Below are 17,047 nucleotides of genomic sequence, written 5' to 3'. Positions count from 1 at the left end.
GTTATTGTTTCCGGTGAACGCCGCCACAAACGAAGAGGGGCGGAATCGGTTGCCCAATTCCGCCCCTCGCCTCATGCAATTTCCAAACCTCTAGCCGAGGCAAACCTTAGCCGAGAATGGTGCCCGGCTCGACCTTCACGCCCGGGCCCATCGTCGAGGACACCGCAACGCGCTGGATGTAGGTACCCTTGGAACCGGCCGGCTTCGCCTTCGAGACAGCGTCGGCCAGGGCCTTGATGTTCTCGACCAGTTTCTCCTCGGAGAACGAGGCCTTGCCGACGCCGGCCTGCAGGATGCCGGCCTTCTCGACGCGGAACTCGACCGAGCCGCCCTTGGCACCCTTCACGGCACCGGTGACGTCCATGGTCACGGTACCGATCTTCGGGTTCGGCATCAGGCCGCGCGGGCCCAGCACCTTACCGAGACGGCCGACCAGCGGCATCATGTCGGGGGTGGCGATGCAGCGATCGAAATCGATCGAGCCGTTCTGCACCTTCTCGACCAGGTCTTCGGCGCCGACAACGTCGGCGCCCGCAGCCTTGGCCTCGTCGGCCTTGGCGCCACGGGCGAACACGCCGACGCGGAGCGTACGGCCGGTGCCGTTCGGCAGGGTCACGACGCCACGAACCATCTGGTCGGCGTGACGGGGATCGACGCCGAGATTGATCGCGACCTCGATGGTCTCGTCGAACTTCGCTTTCGCGCGTTCCTTGACCATCTTGATGGCTTCCGCGAGCGGGTAAAGCTTTTCGCGGTCAACACCTTCGCGGGCTTTGTTCAAACGCTTTCCGATTGCCATGACCGCTTACCCCGCCACTTCCAGACCCATCGAACGGGCAGAGCCCTCGACCATCTTCATGGCCGATTCGATGGTGTCGCAATTCAGGTCCTTCATCTTCTTCTCGGCGATCTCGCGCACCTGCGCCTTGGTCACCTTGCCGGCCTTGTCACGGCCCGGCGCCTTCGAGCCGGACTGGATCTTGGCGGCCTGCTTGAGGAAGTAGGACATCGGCGGCGTCTTCATCTCGAAGGTGAAGGAACGGTCCGCATAGATGGTGATGATTACCGGGATCGGGGTGTTCTTCTCTTCCTTCTGGGTCTGGGCGTTGAACGCCTTGCAGAACTCCATGATGTTGAGACCGCGCTGACCAAGCGCGGGACCGATCGGGGGCGAAGGATTCGCCGCACCGGCCGGGACCTGAAGCTTCAGGTATCCGGTCACTTTCTTTGCCATGTATCACTCCTGTTGTGCCGGACAGGCCGGCGGTTTCAGGTTCGTGGTCTGGGTCGGATGCGGCTGGCAACCGCCCTCTCCCTCCCACGGCCTCTCTTTGCGCGAAGCTTTTCGGCTTCACGCGCGACCCGGTCAGACCTTCTCGACCTGACCGAATTCCAGCTCGACCGGCGTGGCGCGGCCGAAGATCGACACCGCGACCTTCACGCGCGAGCGCGCCTCGTCGATTTCCTCGACCACACCGGAGAACGAGGCGAACGGGCCATCGGCCACGCGCACGTTCTCGCCGATCTCGAACGACACCGACGCCTTCGGCCGTTCCACGCCCTCCTGCACCTGGTGCAGGATTCGCATGGCCTCGGCTTCCGAGATCGGCATCGGCTTGTTTTCCGCGCCGAGGAAGCCGGTCACCTTCGGCGTGTTCTTGATCAGATGGAACGCCTCGTCGGTCAGCTTCATCTTCACCAGCACGTAGCCCGGGAAGAACTTGCGCTCGGCGTCGATCTTGCGGCCGCGGCGCACTTCCGTGACCTTCTCGGTCGGAACCAGCACCAGTTCGAACAGTTCCTCGAGCCCGCGCTGCTTGGCCTGCTCGCGGATCGATTCGGCGACCTTCTTCTCGAAGTTCGAATAGGCGTGGACGATGTACCAGCGCTTGTCGGACAATTGAGCGGTTGCTGTAGCCATCAGTGAATGCCCAAGAGGAAGGTGATGAGGTAACGGATGATCTGGTCGGCGGCGAAGAAGAAGATTGAGGCCACGGCGACCATGACGAACACCATGATGGTGGTGATCGTGGTCTCGCGACGGGTCGGCCAGGTGACCTTGGCGGTCTCCGAGCGCACTTCCTGCAAGAACTTGAACGGGCTGACTGCCATCGTTTGATGTCCAACGTCCGTCGACAGACGCGATTGAATTTCAGGGATCCGAACAGCCGCCGTTGGCCCAGCCCTCTGTCTCGAAGGATGAGCCGGAAACCGGGCTCGATTGTTCGGGGATTTCAAAGCCGCGCCGGAGATCCGCGTCTAACGGGCCGGCTGCAGGTGGCGGGTATCTACTGCGAACGGGGCCAAACGTCAAGGTAGCGGCTCATCCGCCCGGCGTCCCCTCGCCCCCGCAGGCCTACGGCAGAGCCCATGCGAATCAACGGTTTACCGGGCCGGGCCGAGCAGCCTTCCGACGCCCGAACCGGCCTGACCGCCCGCCTCGCGCTGACGGCGGCCCCGGACCAGCGTCAATCGGCCCGCTCGACCATGGAAATGCCCGGCAACGGCACCACGAACTTTCCGCCGTCCGCGAAATAACCGGCATGCTTGGCCCGGATCGGGTCGACGTAGCGCCAGGCGAACACGACGACGAACGCCGGCTTGCGCTCGTAAAGGGCGGCGGGCGCCAGGATCGGGATGTCGTAGCCGGGGCCGGCCATCACGTTCCCCTTCTTGGGGTCGTCGTCCACCAGGAAGTCGATCTTGCCCTCCAGGCCGAACTGCGGCAGCAGGGTCGTGGTGCCGACGGAGACGCCATAGCCGGCGACGAGTTGACCGCGTGCGTGGGCGGCATCGGCCATCGCGACCAACTCGTCGCGAATGGCAGCGATCCGCTTCACGTAGGGCGCATAATAGGCCGGCTGATCGACGCCGAGCCGGTCTTCCTCGGCGATGAACCGCGCGACCTCCGCCGACGGCTTCTTCGCGCCGCCGGCGCGCTGCACCGTCACGCGGATCGATCCGCCCTTGGTCCAGATGTGCTGGACGTCGATCACTTCCATCCCGAGCCGCGCGAAGAAGCGCGTCAGCGGCTTGATGTTAAAATACGACAGATGCTCGTGATAGACGGTGTCGAGCAGGTTCTTCTCGGTGACGTCGACGCCGTATTGCGTTTCGAAGACGAACAACCCGTCCGGCGCAAGCACGTCGCGAACCCCGATCACCAGCGGATCGAGATTGTCGACATTGGCGATCATGTTGTTGGCGATCACGACGCTCGCCGCACCGTGGCTTTTCAGGATGCGGTGCCCGACGGCGTCAGTGAAGAAATCGCCGATGGTTTCGATGCCCGCCTCGGTCGCGCGCCGCGCGATGTCGACGGCGGGATCAACGCCCAGCACCCGCATGCCACGCTCCTTGAAGAAGCCGAGCAGCGATCCGTCGTTGCTGCCGAGCTCCACCACCAGCGACCCCGGCGCGATTCCGAAGCGGCTGACGACGTCGCTGGCATAGCCTTCGAAATGCTGCCGCAGCCCGAGCGAGAGCGAGGTGGTGTAGACGTAGTTGCGGTACTGGATCTCCGGATTGCCGACATGGAGAATCTGGAGGTGGCCGCAGTCCCTGCACAGATGCAGCGCCATCGGCACCGCGGCCCTGAAGACGGGATCGTCGACGCTGGCGTCCGGCACCTGGAAGTTCGGCGTGCCGATGGGCATGCCGGCCATCGGGACGACAAGCTCTTGCTTGTCCGAATGACAGAGGCGGCAGGTATGACGGACGTAGAACAGGTTTTTCATCGTGGAACCAGAAAACGGAGAGATGCGCGCGGATGGGGCAATCCCACCCTGTGAAGATTAGATCGACGGCAATGGTTCAAGCGGGTCAAGGGTGGCTCGATACCTCCTCGACCTTCGCCATTGCGTAATTCGGCGATTGTTCCGCAGCCTTCGCCGCCTTGTCCGCGGAATACGAGCGCCGCGCGATGAGCCGCCAACGCGAGAGCTAACAGGAACGGGTTGACGGAAACGAGACGAGTCCGCAACCGGCCCAGATCGAGACCGCGCGCGATGTAGGCCGGCACGGCGATCGACAGCAGCAGCTTCAGCGAAAACAGAGCCGTCTGTTTAGACCGCAACTGCATCCGATACCCGCCTCAGGACGCCGGGTATTCCGCGCGACCGATGACGAGGTCGATCGCGGCCATCATCCAGAACTGGTGTGTGGTCTCCACAATGTTGTAGCTGCGGCTATCCACCCAGAAATTGACGTCGCCGAGATTGCGCAGGGGATTGTCCGCATTCATGCCCGAGAGCGTAATCACATCGAGCTTCATCGTCCGCGCCTGCGCGACCGCATTGAGAATGTTCTTCGAGCGCCCCGACGAACTGATCGCGACGAGGCAGTCGCCGGCGCGGGCGTTCAGCCGCACGGCGTGCGCGATCCAGTCCTCGAAACCGTAGTCGTTGGCGAGGCACGACATCATGCTTGCATCGCTGAAGCACAGCGCAGGCACCGACGCGTTCTTTGCCAGATCGATCGCCAGATGCGAGGCGATGCCGGCCGAGCCGCCATTGCCGATGAAGACGACGCGACCGCCCTGCTCGCGCGTGCGCAACCAGGTCGCCCGGGTGGCGGAGATGCCCGCAAAAATACTGTCGTCTATCGCCGTCGCGCGATGGAGGCGTCCCACGTAATCGTCGAGGAAGGCCTTGTGATCGGGATCGACGGACTCGGCAGGCATGGGCTGGCGACTCGATGGCAGCATGCCGTCGTGATACCGACTCTTACCAGAGATTGCAAAGGCATAATCCTTGCAAAACTTGCCTGCGGCTGGTAGTCGGCTTTCGGGTGTCACTCAACATTGGCGAGCCTGTTTCGCTGGGCATTCGCGTCACGGATGTTTCCCATGAAATGCATCGTTACTGGCGGCGCCGGTTTCATTGGAAGCCACCTCGTCGATCGACTCCTCGACGACGGTCATGAGGTGATCGCGCTCGACAATTTCGTCATCGGACGTCCCGAGAATCTGTCGTCGCGCGCTGATTCGAGCCGGCTGAAGATCGTGCGAGCCGACGTCGCCGAGCTCGATTCGATCAGGCCGCACTTCGACGGCATCGACTGGGTTTTCCATCTCGCGGCGCTGGCCGACATCGTCCCCTCGATCGAGTCTCCGATCCCGTATCATCGCGCCAATGTCGACGGCACGGTCAACGTCCTCGAAGCTGCGCGGCGCGCGGGCGTCAGGCGCTTCATGTATGCGGCGTCATCGTCCTGCTACGGCATTCCCGACGTCTACCCGACACCGGAGAGCGCCGAGATCCGGCCGATGTATCCTTACGCCCTCACCAAGAATCTCGGCGAGCAGTGCGTCATGCATTGGTGCCAGGTCTACAAGCTTCCGGCCGTGGCGCTTCGCCTGTTCAACGTGTTCGGGCCGCGCCATCGCACCACGGGCACCTACGGTGCCGTGTTCGGCGTCTTCATGGCACAGAAACTTGCCGGCAAGCCCTTCACGGTGGTGGGCGATGGCGAGCAGACCCGCGACTTCACCTTCGTCAGCGATGTCGCCGACGCCTTCGTGACCGCCGCGCGCTCCGACGTCTCGCACGAAATATTCAACGTCGGCTCCGACAACACCTACAGCGTCAACCAGCTGGTCGAGCTTCTCGGCGGCGACAAGATCCATATTCCCAAGCGTCCCGGCGAACCCGACTGCACCTACGCCGACATCACCAAGATCAAGCAGGTCCTGAAATGGGCGCCAAAGGTGAGATTCGAGGACGGCGTCGCGACGATGCTGAGGTCGATGGACCAGTACAAGGACGCACCTTTGTGGACGGTGGACAAGATCGCCGACGCCACCAAGGACTGGTTCAAATATCTTGGTGACGAGGACGACGCGGCGGCCGGTACGCCGCGGAACGCAAGCCACTGAACAGGTTCGCCAGGTATCGTTGCTGCGAGTCGATCAATTCCGGGTCGGCCGGCTGAGGTCGGTCGGCGCTTTGGGTAGTTCACATGGCTAATACTTCGACAGACAAGCCGGCTGTCCATCCGGCACCGCACGCGAAGATCAAGACGATCGAGGAACTGGGCGCGATCGCGCGGGCCGCGCAAGCCGAGGGCCGCACCGTTGCGCTCTGCCACGGCGTATTCGATCTGGTGCATCTCGGCCACGTCCGGCACATCTTGGCGGCGCGCAACGAGGCCGACGTGGTCATCGTGACCGTTACGGCCGACCGTTTTGTCAACAAGGGCCCGGGACGGCCGATCTTCCCGGAGAGCATGCGCGCCGAGATGCTGGCCGCGCTCGGCACGGTCGACTGGGTCGGCATCAACCAGACCTCGAGCGCCGAGCCGGTCCTCGATACCGTGCGCCCCGACATCTACGTGAAGGGTTCTGACTACGAAAACCCCGAGGATGACGTCACCGGCAAGATCGCCATCGAGCGAGAGGCCGTCGAACGTCATGGCGGCCGCATCGTCTTCACGCGCGACGTGACCTTCAGCTCGTCGTCGCTGATGAACCGCTACTTCGACATCTACGATCCCCCTCTGCGCGACTACCTCCAGAAGGTGCGCGAAAGCGGTGGCGCCGAGCGCCTGCTGAAGCTGATCGACAAGATCCAGGACATGCACGTGGTGCTGGTCGGCGACACCATCATCGACGAGTACCAGTACGTCACGGCGCTCGGAAAGGCTTCGAAGGAAAACATCGTCGCCACCCTGTTCAAGAATGGCGAGCAATTTGCCGGCGGCGTCATTGCCGCGGCCAATCACGTGGCGAGCTTCTGCAAGTCGGTGGAGATCGTCACGACGCTGGGTGGCAAGGACTACCCGGAAGAGTTCATCCGTGCGCATGTCCGCCCGAATGTCACGCTCACGCCGATCCGCATTCAGGGCCGCCCGACGACCCGCAAATTGCGGTACGTCGAGCTGGGATATCTGCACAAGCTCTTCGAAGTCTACACCATGGACGACACCCCGCTCGACGAGGCCGAGCGCAAGGAGATCGACCGCATCACCGCCGAGCGCGTTCGCGGCGGGGATGTGGTGATCGTCACCGATTTCGGTCACGGGATGATCGCTCCAAGCACAATCGATGCCCTGATCGCCAACTCCAAGTTCCTGGCGATCAACGCCCAGAGCAACAGCGGAAACCACGGCTACAATCTGATCACGAAGTATCCGCGGGCGGACTACATCTGCATCGACGCGCCGGAAGCGCGGCTGGCCGCCACCGACAAGTTCAGCGACATCGCGTCGGTGATCGAGACCAGCCTGCACGGCAAGATCGACTGCGATAACATGATCATCACGCACGGCTCCTTCGGCTGCTACCCCTTCTCGTCGAAGACCGGCGTCGCGCGCGTGCCCGCTTTCACCAAGACCGTCGTCGACACCGTCGGCGCCGGCGATGCCTTCCTGACGATCACGGCGCCGCTGGTTGCCGCCGGCGGCAATATCGAGGACGTCGCCTTCATCGGCAACGCCGCAGGCGCGATCAAGGTCGGCATCGTCGGTCACCGCAACTCGGTCGAAAAGGCCCCGCTGGTCAAGTTTGTCACCGCGTTGCTGAAATAGCGCACAGGAAGAATTCTGGAGAACGACAGTGATTGATCAGAAATGGAACGTGATGGTCACCGGTGGCGCCGGCTATGTCGGCAGCGTGCTGGTTCCCCGGTTGCTGGCAGCGGGCCATAAGGTCACCGTGCTCGACCTGTTCATGTATGGCGAATCGGTCTTCGACGCGGTTCGCAACAATCCGAACCTTCGCCTGATCAAGGGCGACATCCGCGATGAGGCCGCGATCAACGAGGCCCTGCGCGGCAACAACGCGGTGATCCACCTCGCCTGCATCTCCAACGACCCCTCGTTCGAGCTGGACCCTGCGCTCGGCAAGTCCATCAACTACGACTGCTTCCGTCCGATGGTGCGCGCCGCGAAGAAGGCCGGCATCAAGCGCTTCATCTACGCCTCCTCCTCGAGCGTCTACGGCATCAAGGACGAAGCCGAGGTGACCGAGGAGCTGTCCTGCGAGCCGCTCACGGACTACTCGAAGTTCAAGGCGATGTGCGAGACCGACCTTGCCGACGAGGCCGCGTCCGGGTTCGTCGCCTGCACCGTTCGTCCTGCGACCGTCTGCGGCTACGCACCGCGGCAGCGGCTCGACGTCGTCGTCAACATCCTGACCAATCTTGCAGTCAACACCGGCCGCATCCGCGTGTTCGGCGGAACGCAGCGTCGGCCCAACCTGCACATCGAGGACATGTCCGCGGCCTATCTGTTCCTGCTTCAGCAGGACGACGCGAAGATCGACGGCAAGACCTACAATATCGGCTATGAGAACCACTCGCTGATGAAGATCGCCGACATCGTCAAGTCGGTGGTCGGGAGCAATGTCGACGTCGTCGTTGAGCCGACCGACGACCTGCGCTCGTATCACGTCTCTTCGGAGAAGATCCGCCGCGAACTCGGATTTGCGCCGACGCACACGATCGAGCAGGCCGTGTCGGGACTGGTGGACGCCTTCAGGGCCGGCCGCCTGCCGAACTCGCTCAACGACCCCCGGTACTTCAACATCAAGATGATGCAGAATATCAGCCTGAAGTGAGCGGCGTGCGGATCGGCATCGATTTCGACAACACGATCATCTGCTACGACAAGGTCTTTGCCGCCGTCGCGCGTCAGCGCGGGCTGGTGCCGGAGGGCTGGGAGGGACTGAAGACCGATGTGCGGGATCATCTGCGATCCCGCGCGGGCGGCGAGTTCGCCTGGCAAGGCCTGCAAGGCTTCGTCTACGGCAAGGGCATTGGCGGCGCTGAAATCTATCCGGGCGTGCGGGAATTCCTGGCGGCGTGCAGACAGGCCGGCGCGAAGGTGCACATCGTCAGCCACAAGACCCGATTCGGTCATCAGGATCCCGACCACACCGACCTGCGTGAAGCCGCACGCGGCTGGCTGCGGGAGGCAGGCCTGATCGACGCTGCGGATTCGGCGCTGGCCGTCGGCGACGTTTATTTCGAGGACACGATGGCCGCCAAAGTCGAGCGACTCGTGAACCTGGAGCTCGACATCTTCATCGACGATCTCGTCGAGGTGTTCGAGCAACCGCACTTTCCGAAGGCCACGCGATCGATCCTGTTCACGCGTTCGCAGCCCCCGCACCCCGAACACTGCAAGCCGATCGCGACATGGGCCGGCATCCGCCACGAGGTGTTTGCTGAATGAGCGAGCCCGACATCAGCGCAGCGGATGCAATGGCGATCGGCAGCCGTCTGGCAGGCGCCCCGGTCGCGGCCGCCCAACCGGCGCGATCCGGCGGCAACAACAGGGTGTTTCGGCTGGAGATGGCGGAGGGACCGGCCCTCGCCCTCAAACATTATCCGTCCGACGGGCGCGATCGACTGGGACAGGAATATGATGCGCTCTCGTTTCTGTCGCGCCACGGCATAACATCGACACCGCGCCCGATCGCGAAGGATTCGGATGCGTCCTGCGCGCTGTATCAATGGTTCGACGGCGAAGCCGCGGTGCTGCGCCCTCAGGACGGTGATGCCGATCAGCTGGCCGATTTCCTGATCGAGTTGCAGAAACTGTGCAACGCCGACGGCGCGCAAACTTTGCGGAACGCTTCGGCCAGCATCTTCTCGCCCGAGGAAGCCGTCGCCCAGTACGAGCAGCGCCTGGACGGACTGAGACGGGCCTCGGTTGATCATCCGGACCTGCGCGCGTTCATGGACGACAGCCTGATTCCCAGCACGGCCATCGCGATTCGGCAGCTCCGCCGGCGCTATGCGGAACTCGGCCGGGATCTCGCAGCGGACATTGCGCCCGCGCATCGCGTGTTGAGTCCGTCCGATTTCGGACTGCACAATGCGCTGCGCGCCGCGGACGGCCGGCTGCGCTTTATCGACTTCGAATATTTCGGCTGGGACGATCCGGTCAAGCTGGTGTCCGACACCGCGATTCACCCCGGCAGCGATCTGCCCGAAGCCAAAGCAAATCTGTTGACCGAACGCCTCACACAAGCTTTCGCGGCTAGGGATGATGCGTTTGCGATCCGCCTTGACGTACTCTATCCTGTGTTTGGGGCGATTTGGTGCCTGATTGTCCTGAATGCCTATTTGCCGGAAAGCCGCTCCCGACGCGCCTTTGCTGCGCAAGGTGGCGACCTGACGGTCCGCCTCGCCGGTCAGCTCGACAAAGCCCGCCGGCTCCACCAAACGATTTGCCAACGTGATCCAGATCTCACCCCACGCTGAAGCCGCCCTCACCTGCACGCTCGACGAGCGCAGCCTTTACTTGCGCCGCCTGGTGCTCGGATCCGTCCGTTCGGCGGGACGCGGACACGTCGGTCCGGCGCTGTCGCTGATCGAGATGGTCCGCGTGCTCTACGACGACGTGCTGCGGATCGATCCGAACAACCCGCGCGATCCGGGCCGCGACCGCGCGATTCTCAGCAAGGGACACGGTTGCCTGGCGCTCTATGCGCTGTTGGCCGACCGCGGCTTCTTCCCCCTGTCGGAGCTGGAAGGCTTCTGCGGCCCCGACAGTATTCTGGGCGGACATCCCGAATACGGAATGGTGCCGGGGGTCGAGGCCTCGACCGGCGCGCTTGGACATGGCCTGTCGATCGGTGTCGGCCTTGCGCTCGCCGCGCGCATGCGCGAGCGCACCTACCGCACCTTCGTCCTGCTCGGCGACGGCGAGATCAACGAGGGATCGGTGTGGGAGGCTGCCATGGGCGCGGCCAAGCACGGGCTCGACAACCTGGTCGCGCTGATCGACTACAACAAACTCCAGAGCTACGGGCCCACCGACTACGTCCTGCCGCTGGAGCCCCTCGCGGACAAGTGGCGCAGCTTCGGCTTTGCCGTGCAGGAGCTCAACGGCCACGACGTCGGCGCCCTGCGCACCGTCCTGAAGCAGGTCCCGCCGGTTGCGGGCAAACCCACCGCGATCATCTGCCATACCGTCAAGGGCAAGGGTCTGCCGGCCGCAGAATCCAACGCCGATTGGCATCACAAGAACAAGCTGACCGACAGCGAGCTCGACGCGATTCGCGTAGCTGTCGGCGATTTTTGATCGGCATCCCATGCGCAACACCGCCATGAACATGGTCCACAAGCTCGCCGCGCGCGACGAGCGTGTGCTTTACATCGGCTCCGATCCCGGCGCAGGCACCTTGCGCGCGATGAGCAAGGAGTTTCCGAAGCGCCATCTGATCGAAGGCATCTCGGAAGCGCATATCATCGGCATGTCGGCCGGCCTCGCGATGGAGGGCTTCGTGCCCTACGTCAACACCATCGCGACATTCCTCACCCGGCGCTGCTACGAGCAGGTGGCCGTCGACCTCTGCCTGCACAACCTGCCGGTACGGCTGATCGCCAACGGCGGCGGGCTCGTCTATGCGCCGCTCGGCCCCACCCACCAGGCGATCGAGGACATCGCCATCATGCGGGCGCTGCCCAACATGACGGTGGTCTGCCCGTGCGATGCCGACGAAGCCGCGCGGCTGATGGAGCAGACCCTCGACTGGACCGGACCGATCTACATCCGCCTGGGAAAAGGCGGCGACGCCATCGTCTCGAAGGCCGAGCATGGCTTTGAGATCGGCAAGGCCATCCTGATGCGCCCGCCGGGTGACGTCCTCATGGTGACCACCGGGATCATGCTTCAGCGAGCGCTGGCCGCAGCCGACCTGCTGGCCGCACAAGGCGTCCGCGCAGGCATCCTGCACATGCATACCGTCAAGCCGCTCGACACCGAGGCGCTGCTGCAAGCGATCCGCGGCACCAGGCTCGTGGCGACCCTCGAGGAGCATGTCCCGTCCGGCGGCCTCGGCAGCGCGGTCGCGGAGACGCTGATCGACAGGCTTGGATCAGGCCTGCCGGCGATGCTGCGGCTGTCGCTGCCGGACCGCTTCATGCACAATTACGGCTCGCAGGACTCCCTGCTCAAGAAGCACGGGCTTTCCGCCAGCGCCATTGCCACCTCGATCGAGCGCGCACTTGCCGCCTCGCACACCTCCTCCCCTCAACTCCATTCCACCTGACGGGCCACATGTACGACGTTCGATATTCCTATCTGCTCGAGCAATTCTCCGATCCAGCTCCCATCCTGGCCGAGATCGGCCGCCTGGTGGCGACCGGCGACTTCACCCTTGGCAAGCCCGTCGCCGAATTCGAGCGGCGTTTTGCGGAGCTGATCGGCGTGCGCCACGCCATCGGCGTCGGATCGGGCACCGACGCGCTCAAGTTGCCGCTCAAGGCGCTCGGCATTGGCCATGGCGATGAAGTCATCACCGCCGCCAATACGTTCATCGCGACCGTCGGCGCCATTGCGGAGACCGGCGCGAGGCCCGTGCTGGTCGACTGCGACGATTCCTTCTGCATGAACGTCGACTATGTCGAAGCCGCGATCACAGCGAAGACCAAGGCGATCATGCCGGTTCAGCTGACCGGCGAGGTCACCGACATGGGCAAGCTGATGGCGATCGCGCAGCGCCACAACATCCCCGTCGTCGAGGACGCCTGCCAGGGCATCCTCTCGGAGTTCGCCGGAAAGCGCTCCGGCACCCACGGCATCGCAGCCGGCTTTTCCCTGCATCCGCTCAAGAACCTGAACGTCTGGGGCGATGCCGGCGTCGTCGTCACCAATGACGACGGGATGAACGAGCGGCTCCGCCTCATCCGCAACCACGGCATGAAGAACCGCGACGAGATCGCGATCCTCGGCTGCAACTCGCGGCTCGATTCCCTCCAGGCGGTGGTCGGCAACTGGCTGATCGGCCAGACCAGCGAGATCACGCGGCGCCGGATCGAGAACGCGGCCTATTACGACGCGGGACTCGCCGGCCTGCCCGGCCTGCGCGTTCCGCCGCGCCGCCCCAACGTGAAGCACGTCTATCACCTCTACATGGTGTTCGCCGAGCGTCGCGACGAGCTCTATCAGTACTGCCTGGACAACGGCATCGAAGCCAAGATCCACTATCCGATCCCGCTGTATCAGCAGGAAGGCCTCAAGCATCTCGGTTACGCCGCGGGAACGTTCCCGGTCACCGACCGCCATGCCAAGGAAGTCATCAGCTTCCCGGTGGACCAGCACCTGACACGCGCGCAGCAGGACCGCGTCATCGAGACCGTCAGGAAGTTCTGCCATGGACGCTGACGCGGGCCGCCGGCGCATCGGATACGTCAATCTTCCGGCGCAATTCGAGGAAGAGCGCGCCGAGATCATGCAGGCGGTCGAGGGCGTCTTCCAGCGTGGCGATTTCATCGGCGGGGCGGCGGTCGGAAAGCTCGAAGAGGAACTGTCCGCCTATCTCGGCTCGCCGCATGTCGTGACGCTGAATTCCGGTACCGATGCGCTGATCCTCGCGATGAGGGCGCTCAACATCGGTCCCGGCGACGAGGTCATCACCCCGCCGAACTCGTTCGTGGCATCGACCGCCGCGATCATCGCAGTCGGCGCCTCGCCGGTCTTTGCGGACGTGCTGCCGGACCAGAACATCGATCCGGCCGCGGTCGAGGCCGCCGTCACGCCGCGGACCAAGGCGATCATGCCGGTGCACCTGACCGGGCGCATGGCCGACATGAACCCGCTGATGGCGATCGCCGACAAGCACGCTCTCGCCGTGATCGAGGACAGCGCCCAGGCCGTCGGCTCGACCTATGACGGGCGGATGAGCGGCACCATCGGAACGTTCGGCTGCTTCTCCGCGCATCCCCTGAAGAATCTCAATGCCGCGGGCGATGCCGGCTTCCTCGTCACCGCCGACGCCGAGCTTGCCGCACGAATTCGCCGCCTGCGCAATCACGGTCTGATCAACCGCAGCGACGTCCAGGAATGGGGCATCGTATCGCGGCTCGACACGCTTCAGGCGGACGTGCTGCGAATCCGCCTCCGCAATTTGCCGTCGGTGATCGAGCGCCGGCGGCGCAACGCCGCGCAATACCGCACCGAGCTCGCAGGCCTGCCCCTGTTCATTCCGCCCTGCCGCAACATCGAGTTCAATACGTTCCACACCTTCGTGGTGCAGACCGACCGCCGCAACGACTTCCAGAAATATCTTGCCGACAAGGGCATCGAGACCGCGATCCACTATCCGGTGCCGATCCACCTTCAGCCGGCGGCAGCGCATCTTGGTCTGGGGCGCGGCGCGTTTCCGGTGACCGAGCGGCAGGCGGATCAGATCCTCACGCTCCCGATCAATCAGTTCCTCTCGGCCGCCGATATCAGTTATATTTGCGCGACCGCCCGGGAGTATTTTGCATGACGGATACGGACTTCCTCCAGGCCGACGAGCAGGCGCTGGCGCAGCGCTTCATCGACAACGGCTTCGTCACGACGCCGGCCGACGACCGCGCCGGGCTCGACCGGATCCAGCGGCGCGCCGCTGAACTTGCCGCCGACTATCTGAAGCTGCCGCACAGCAATGATCCCTATGCGATGCTCGACGGCATCCATACGCGCGTGAGCGTCGACGATCTCAACGGCCTGCGGCTGCACGTCTTCAACGGCCTCAACGCCGAGCCCTGGTTCCGGCCGACCTATTTCCGTCTCGCCCGCTCGACGATCGAAACCATCGTCGGCAACGAGCTCTGCATGCAGCGCCGCGTCAACCTCAGCATCCAGATGCCCGGCGACGATTCCTCGCTGCTCGCCACGCACTCCGATGTCTGGTCGGGCGACTCGCCGTTCGAGGTCGTGGTGTGGGTGCCGCTGGTGGACGTCCACCGCACTAAAGCGATGTATCTGCTGCCCCCGTCCCTGAACGGCGACATGCAGGATCGGATGGCGAGCCTGCGCAGCGCCGAGGAGCTGTACAAGACGATCAAGCCGCACGCGACCTTCATCGAGATTCCCTACGGTCACGTGATGCTGTTCAACCAGACCCTGATGCACGGTAATCGCATCAACGAGGAGCCCGGCACGCGCTGGAGCATGAACTGCCGGTTCAAGAGCATCATGTCGCCCTACGCGGACAAGCGTTTCGGCGAGTTCTTCGAACCGATCCTGCTGCGCCCGGCGACACGGGTCGGCATGCAATACAAGCTGCCGGGAGGCTTCCATGGCTGAGCGAGCCGGCCATCGCGGCTACATCGGCGCCCGGCCGCTGAACGGCAGCCGCTCCCCGCAGCACGTCCAGAACATCGTGATCCGCGACTACGCGCGGCGGAAGAACCTGCAATACCTGCTCAGCGCCGTCGAACACATCATGCCCGGCAGCTACATGGTACTCGAGGACATCCTGGACGAGCTGCCCCGCTTGAACGGCCTGATCCTCTACAGCATCTTCATGCTGCCGCCCGAGGAGGCTCGACGGCGGGAGATCTACGACCGCGTGCTGCGCGAGGGCTGCGATCTTCACGCAGCCGTCGAGGAGATCACGCTTTCGTCGCGGGACGGCATTCAGGCCGTCGAGGACATCCTGCTCGTCAATAAATTCGCGACCATCCTGTGACGATGTCGCGGACCGGTCGACGATCATGACCGAGATCAACCTGCTCCAGCCGATGCACGCATCGACCAAGCGGAACTACGTTCAGCGCGTGGTCGAGCATGACAAGGCCGAATCCGCCACCGTGGCGCGGCAATGGGGGCGAGACTACTGGGACGGCGACCGCCGTTACGGCTATGGCGGCTATCGCTACGACGGAAGGTGGCGCCCGCTCGCCCAGACCCTGATCGACCGCTACGGCATCAAGCCGGGCATGAGCGTGCTCGATGTCGGTTGCGGCAAGGGCTATCTGCTCTACGAGTTCACCCAACTCGTCCCCGACCTCACGATCGCGGGCATCGACGTCTCCGAATATGGCATCGCCAACGCCAAGGAGGAGGTGCGGCCGCACCTGAAGGTCGGCAGCGCCGTCGAGCTGCCCTACCCCGATCACAGCTTCGATCTCGTGGTGTCGCTCGGCGTGCTGCACAACCTTCCGCTCGAGGACGTCTTCCGCGCAGCGTCGGAGATCGAGCGTGTCGGACGTGGCGCCTCGAAATATCTGATGGTGGAATCGTTCCGCAACGAGCGCGAGAAGGCAAATCTCCTCTACTGGCAGCTCACCTGCCTGAGCTTCCACGGTCCGGAAACTTGGGCCTGGATCTACGACCAATGCGGGTATCGAGGCGACCATGGGTTCATCTTCTTCGAATGAGACGGCCGGTCTGGGCCGGCCGACCTCGCTGCGTGCGCAGAATCCGGAAGTGTACTATTCGGACGACGCCATCGTCACGGCGGACGATGCCACGATCGCGGAGCTGAAGCGCATCGCCGCCGGCAACCCGCGCCTGCGCAGCCGGCTGTGCACGCATCCCGATCCCTCGTCGGGCCTGCACGAGATGCTGATCGTGCATCATCGCGAGGCCTATGTGCGGCCCCACAAGCATTTTGGCAAACCTGAATCGTTTCACGTGATCGAGGGTACGGCGCAGGTCGTGATCTTCGAAGATGACGGCCGCATTCGCGACGTGCTCGAGATGGCACCATACGGCCAGGGCAAGCGCTGCTATTACCGGATGCCCGAACAGGTCTTCCACTCGATCCTGATCACCTCGGAATGGCTGGTGTTTCACGAGACCACCGCCGGTCCCTTCGACCCCTCCCGTACGGCATTTCCCGACTGGGCGCCGGATGGCAGCGAAGCCGTCACGGTCCAGGACTATGTCACAAAGACTGGCGCGCTCGCCGCGGAGCATCTGATGGGACGTTAGATTTCGACTGGTACCGCTACTCGACTATTCCGCCTTGAACATTCGAGGATCACCTACCCGATGACGCTGCCTACGTTGTGCGCGACTTCAGAAAGATCGCATTGGGGACCGCCGACACGGCAGAAGCCACCTTCGATCCCTTGGCATAAAGCGCTTCTATATCCCGAAGCGGAACTGCGATTTTTGACTGAACGGATTCTCCGACTTGGCCGTACCCGCTTCCCGTCGATGGATAGCGGCACGTCTTGCATGACCTATCGACGACTGCTACCTGCATTGGTTGAGGGCGCATCGGCTGGAGGACTGCGCTCTGCACCCCTGATTGGATGTATCCGGGACCATCTCATTGCGGCCGCGCCGGTTTCATTGAAAATCGCCTCATCAGACCTGC

20 protein-coding genes are annotated in these 17,047 nt (G+C 63.6%); 13 read left to right on the top strand and 7 right to left on the bottom strand.

All coding sequences use genetic code 11. The features are described from left to right. Positions 1-106: 106 nt before the first annotated feature. The 7 genes from rplA to E4K65_RS35470 form a co-directional block, all read right to left on the bottom strand. Complete coding sequence (gene rplA, locus E4K65_RS35500; RefSeq protein WP_011088163.1) at positions 107-799, bottom strand: 50S ribosomal protein L1; 693 nt, start codon at positions 797-799, stop codon at positions 107-109. Between the two features lie 6 nt (positions 800-805). Then, positions 806-1,234 (bottom strand): 50S ribosomal protein L11, encoded by a 429-nt coding sequence (gene rplK / locus E4K65_RS35495; RefSeq protein WP_011088164.1) that lies wholly within the window; start codon positions 1,232-1,234, stop codon positions 806-808. A gap of 132 nt (positions 1,235-1,366) precedes the next feature. Next, positions 1,367-1,921: a transcription termination/antitermination protein NusG gene (gene nusG, locus E4K65_RS35490; protein WP_007602985.1), complete on the bottom strand. Its 555-nt coding sequence runs from the start codon at positions 1,919-1,921 to the stop codon at positions 1,367-1,369. Beyond that, a complete protein-coding gene (gene secE, locus E4K65_RS35485) occupies positions 1,921-2,112 on the bottom strand; it encodes a preprotein translocase subunit SecE (protein WP_007611620.1) in 192 nt (63 codons plus the stop codon). The genes nusG and secE overlap by 1 nt, the downstream gene beginning before the upstream one ends. 356 nt (positions 2,113-2,468) lie before the next feature. Next, positions 2,469-3,737, bottom strand: a complete 1,269-nt coding sequence (locus tag E4K65_RS35480; protein WP_135178084.1) for a class I SAM-dependent methyltransferase — start codon at positions 3,735-3,737, stop codon at positions 2,469-2,471. Further along, a complete protein-coding gene (locus E4K65_RS49000) occupies positions 3,734-4,081 on the bottom strand; it encodes a hypothetical protein (RefSeq protein ID WP_235885871.1) in 348 nt (115 codons plus the stop codon). Before E4K65_RS49000 ends, E4K65_RS35480 begins: the two co-directional genes overlap by 4 nt. A 12-nt stretch (positions 4,082-4,093) precedes the next feature. Continuing rightward, complete coding sequence (locus tag E4K65_RS35470; RefSeq protein ID WP_235885870.1) at positions 4,094-4,681, bottom strand: SIS domain-containing protein; 588 nt, start codon at positions 4,679-4,681, stop codon at positions 4,094-4,096. Positions 4,682-4,846: 165 nt separating this feature from the next. On the opposite strand from E4K65_RS35470, the gene E4K65_RS35465 reads away from it, so the two are divergent. From E4K65_RS35465 to E4K65_RS35405, 13 genes are all read left to right on the top strand, one after another. Continuing rightward, complete coding sequence (locus E4K65_RS35465) at positions 4,847-5,875, top strand: SDR family oxidoreductase (protein WP_135178082.1); 1,029 nt, start codon at positions 4,847-4,849, stop codon at positions 5,873-5,875. Positions 5,876-5,958: 83 nt separating this feature from the next. Next, positions 5,959-7,524, top strand: a complete 1,566-nt coding sequence (locus E4K65_RS35460; RefSeq protein ID WP_135178081.1) for a PfkB family carbohydrate kinase — start codon at positions 5,959-5,961, stop codon at positions 7,522-7,524. A gap of 28 nt (positions 7,525-7,552) precedes the next feature. Further along, positions 7,553-8,554 (top strand): NAD-dependent epimerase/dehydratase family protein, encoded by a 1,002-nt coding sequence (locus tag E4K65_RS35455; RefSeq protein WP_135178080.1) that lies wholly within the window; start codon positions 7,553-7,555, stop codon positions 8,552-8,554. A gap of 5 nt (positions 8,555-8,559) precedes the next feature. After that, positions 8,560-9,171, top strand: coding sequence for a hypothetical protein (locus E4K65_RS35450; protein ID WP_235885869.1), 612 nt, complete (start codon positions 8,560-8,562; stop codon positions 9,169-9,171). Continuing rightward, on the top strand, positions 9,168-10,205 hold the full coding sequence (locus E4K65_RS35445; protein ID WP_135178078.1) for a phosphotransferase: 1,038 nt from the start codon (positions 9,168-9,170) through the stop codon (positions 10,203-10,205). Before E4K65_RS35450 ends, E4K65_RS35445 begins: the two co-directional genes overlap by 4 nt. Further along, complete coding sequence (locus E4K65_RS35440) at positions 10,180-11,028, top strand: transketolase (RefSeq protein WP_084302989.1); 849 nt, start codon at positions 10,180-10,182, stop codon at positions 11,026-11,028. The genes E4K65_RS35445 and E4K65_RS35440 overlap by 26 nt, the downstream gene beginning before the upstream one ends. Before the next feature lie 10 nt (positions 11,029-11,038). Next, positions 11,039-11,998: a transketolase family protein gene (locus tag E4K65_RS35435; RefSeq protein WP_135178077.1), complete on the top strand. Its 960-nt coding sequence runs from the start codon at positions 11,039-11,041 to the stop codon at positions 11,996-11,998. Between the two features lie 8 nt (positions 11,999-12,006). Further along, positions 12,007-13,113, top strand: a complete 1,107-nt coding sequence (locus E4K65_RS35430; RefSeq protein ID WP_135178076.1) for a DegT/DnrJ/EryC1/StrS family aminotransferase — start codon at positions 12,007-12,009, stop codon at positions 13,111-13,113. Then, positions 13,103-14,221 (top strand): DegT/DnrJ/EryC1/StrS family aminotransferase, encoded by a 1,119-nt coding sequence (locus E4K65_RS35425; RefSeq protein WP_135178075.1) that lies wholly within the window; start codon positions 13,103-13,105, stop codon positions 14,219-14,221. Before E4K65_RS35430 ends, E4K65_RS35425 begins: the two co-directional genes overlap by 11 nt. Next, positions 14,218-15,024 carry a sporadic carbohydrate cluster 2OG-Fe(II) oxygenase gene (locus tag E4K65_RS35420; RefSeq protein ID WP_027549174.1) on the top strand — a complete coding sequence of 269 codons (807 nt, stop codon included), beginning with the start codon at positions 14,218-14,220 and terminating at the stop codon, positions 15,022-15,024. The genes E4K65_RS35425 and E4K65_RS35420 overlap by 4 nt, the downstream gene beginning before the upstream one ends. Then, entirely contained in the window at positions 15,017-15,409 is a 393-nt protein-coding gene (locus E4K65_RS35415; protein WP_135178074.1) for an LIC12192 family sporadic carbohydrate cluster protein, read from the top strand. The genes E4K65_RS35420 and E4K65_RS35415 overlap by 8 nt, the downstream gene beginning before the upstream one ends. Before the next feature lie 25 nt (positions 15,410-15,434). Continuing rightward, positions 15,435-16,100, top strand: coding sequence for a class I SAM-dependent methyltransferase (locus tag E4K65_RS35410; RefSeq protein ID WP_135178073.1), 666 nt, complete (start codon positions 15,435-15,437; stop codon positions 16,098-16,100). Beyond that, complete coding sequence (locus tag E4K65_RS35405; RefSeq protein ID WP_135178072.1) at positions 16,078-16,656, top strand: WbuC family cupin fold metalloprotein; 579 nt, start codon at positions 16,078-16,080, stop codon at positions 16,654-16,656. The genes E4K65_RS35410 and E4K65_RS35405 overlap by 23 nt, the downstream gene beginning before the upstream one ends. The last annotated feature ends 391 nt before the right edge of the window (positions 16,657-17,047 follow it).

Source organism: Bradyrhizobium niftali (genome assembly GCF_004571025.1).
GTDB lineage: Bacteria > Pseudomonadota > Alphaproteobacteria > Rhizobiales > Xanthobacteraceae > Bradyrhizobium > Bradyrhizobium niftali.
The sequence above is the reverse complement of the archived record's forward strand: the minus strand, read 5'-3'. Positions and strand labels throughout refer to the sequence as shown.

Coding starts and splice junctions, on each gene's coding strand:
- rplA (WP_011088163.1), bottom strand. CDS start 799: ATGGCAATCGGAAAGCGTTTGAACAAAGCCCGCGAAGGTGTTGACCGC.
- rplK (WP_011088164.1), bottom strand. CDS start 1,234: ATGGCAAAGAAAGTGACCGGATACCTGAAGCTTCAGGTCCCGGCCGGT.
- nusG (WP_007602985.1), bottom strand. CDS start 1,921: ATGGCTACAGCAACCGCTCAATTGTCCGACAAGCGCTGGTACATCGTC.
- secE (WP_007611620.1), bottom strand. CDS start 2,112: ATGGCAGTCAGCCCGTTCAAGTTCTTGCAGGAAGTGCGCTCGGAGACC.
- E4K65_RS35480 (WP_135178084.1), bottom strand. CDS start 3,737: ATGAAAAACCTGTTCTACGTCCGTCATACCTGCCGCCTCTGTCATTCG.
- E4K65_RS49000 (WP_235885871.1), bottom strand. CDS start 4,081: ATGCAGTTGCGGTCTAAACAGACGGCTCTGTTTTCGCTGAAGCTGCTG.
- E4K65_RS35470 (WP_235885870.1), bottom strand. CDS start 4,681: ATGCCTGCCGAGTCCGTCGATCCCGATCACAAGGCCTTCCTCGACGAT.
- E4K65_RS35465 (WP_135178082.1), top strand. CDS start 4,847: ATGAAATGCATCGTTACTGGCGGCGCCGGTTTCATTGGAAGCCACCTC.
- E4K65_RS35460 (WP_135178081.1), top strand. CDS start 5,959: ATGGCTAATACTTCGACAGACAAGCCGGCTGTCCATCCGGCACCGCAC.
- E4K65_RS35445 (WP_135178078.1), top strand. CDS start 9,168: ATGAGCGAGCCCGACATCAGCGCAGCGGATGCAATGGCGATCGGCAGC.
- E4K65_RS35435 (WP_135178077.1), top strand. CDS start 11,039: ATGCGCAACACCGCCATGAACATGGTCCACAAGCTCGCCGCGCGCGAC.
- E4K65_RS35430 (WP_135178076.1), top strand. CDS start 12,007: ATGTACGACGTTCGATATTCCTATCTGCTCGAGCAATTCTCCGATCCA.
- E4K65_RS35425 (WP_135178075.1), top strand. CDS start 13,103: ATGGACGCTGACGCGGGCCGCCGGCGCATCGGATACGTCAATCTTCCG.
- E4K65_RS35420 (WP_027549174.1), top strand. CDS start 14,218: ATGACGGATACGGACTTCCTCCAGGCCGACGAGCAGGCGCTGGCGCAG.
- E4K65_RS35415 (WP_135178074.1), top strand. CDS start 15,017: ATGGCTGAGCGAGCCGGCCATCGCGGCTACATCGGCGCCCGGCCGCTG.
- E4K65_RS35410 (WP_135178073.1), top strand. CDS start 15,435: ATGACCGAGATCAACCTGCTCCAGCCGATGCACGCATCGACCAAGCGG.
- E4K65_RS35405 (WP_135178072.1), top strand. CDS start 16,078: ATGGGTTCATCTTCTTCGAATGAGACGGCCGGTCTGGGCCGGCCGACC.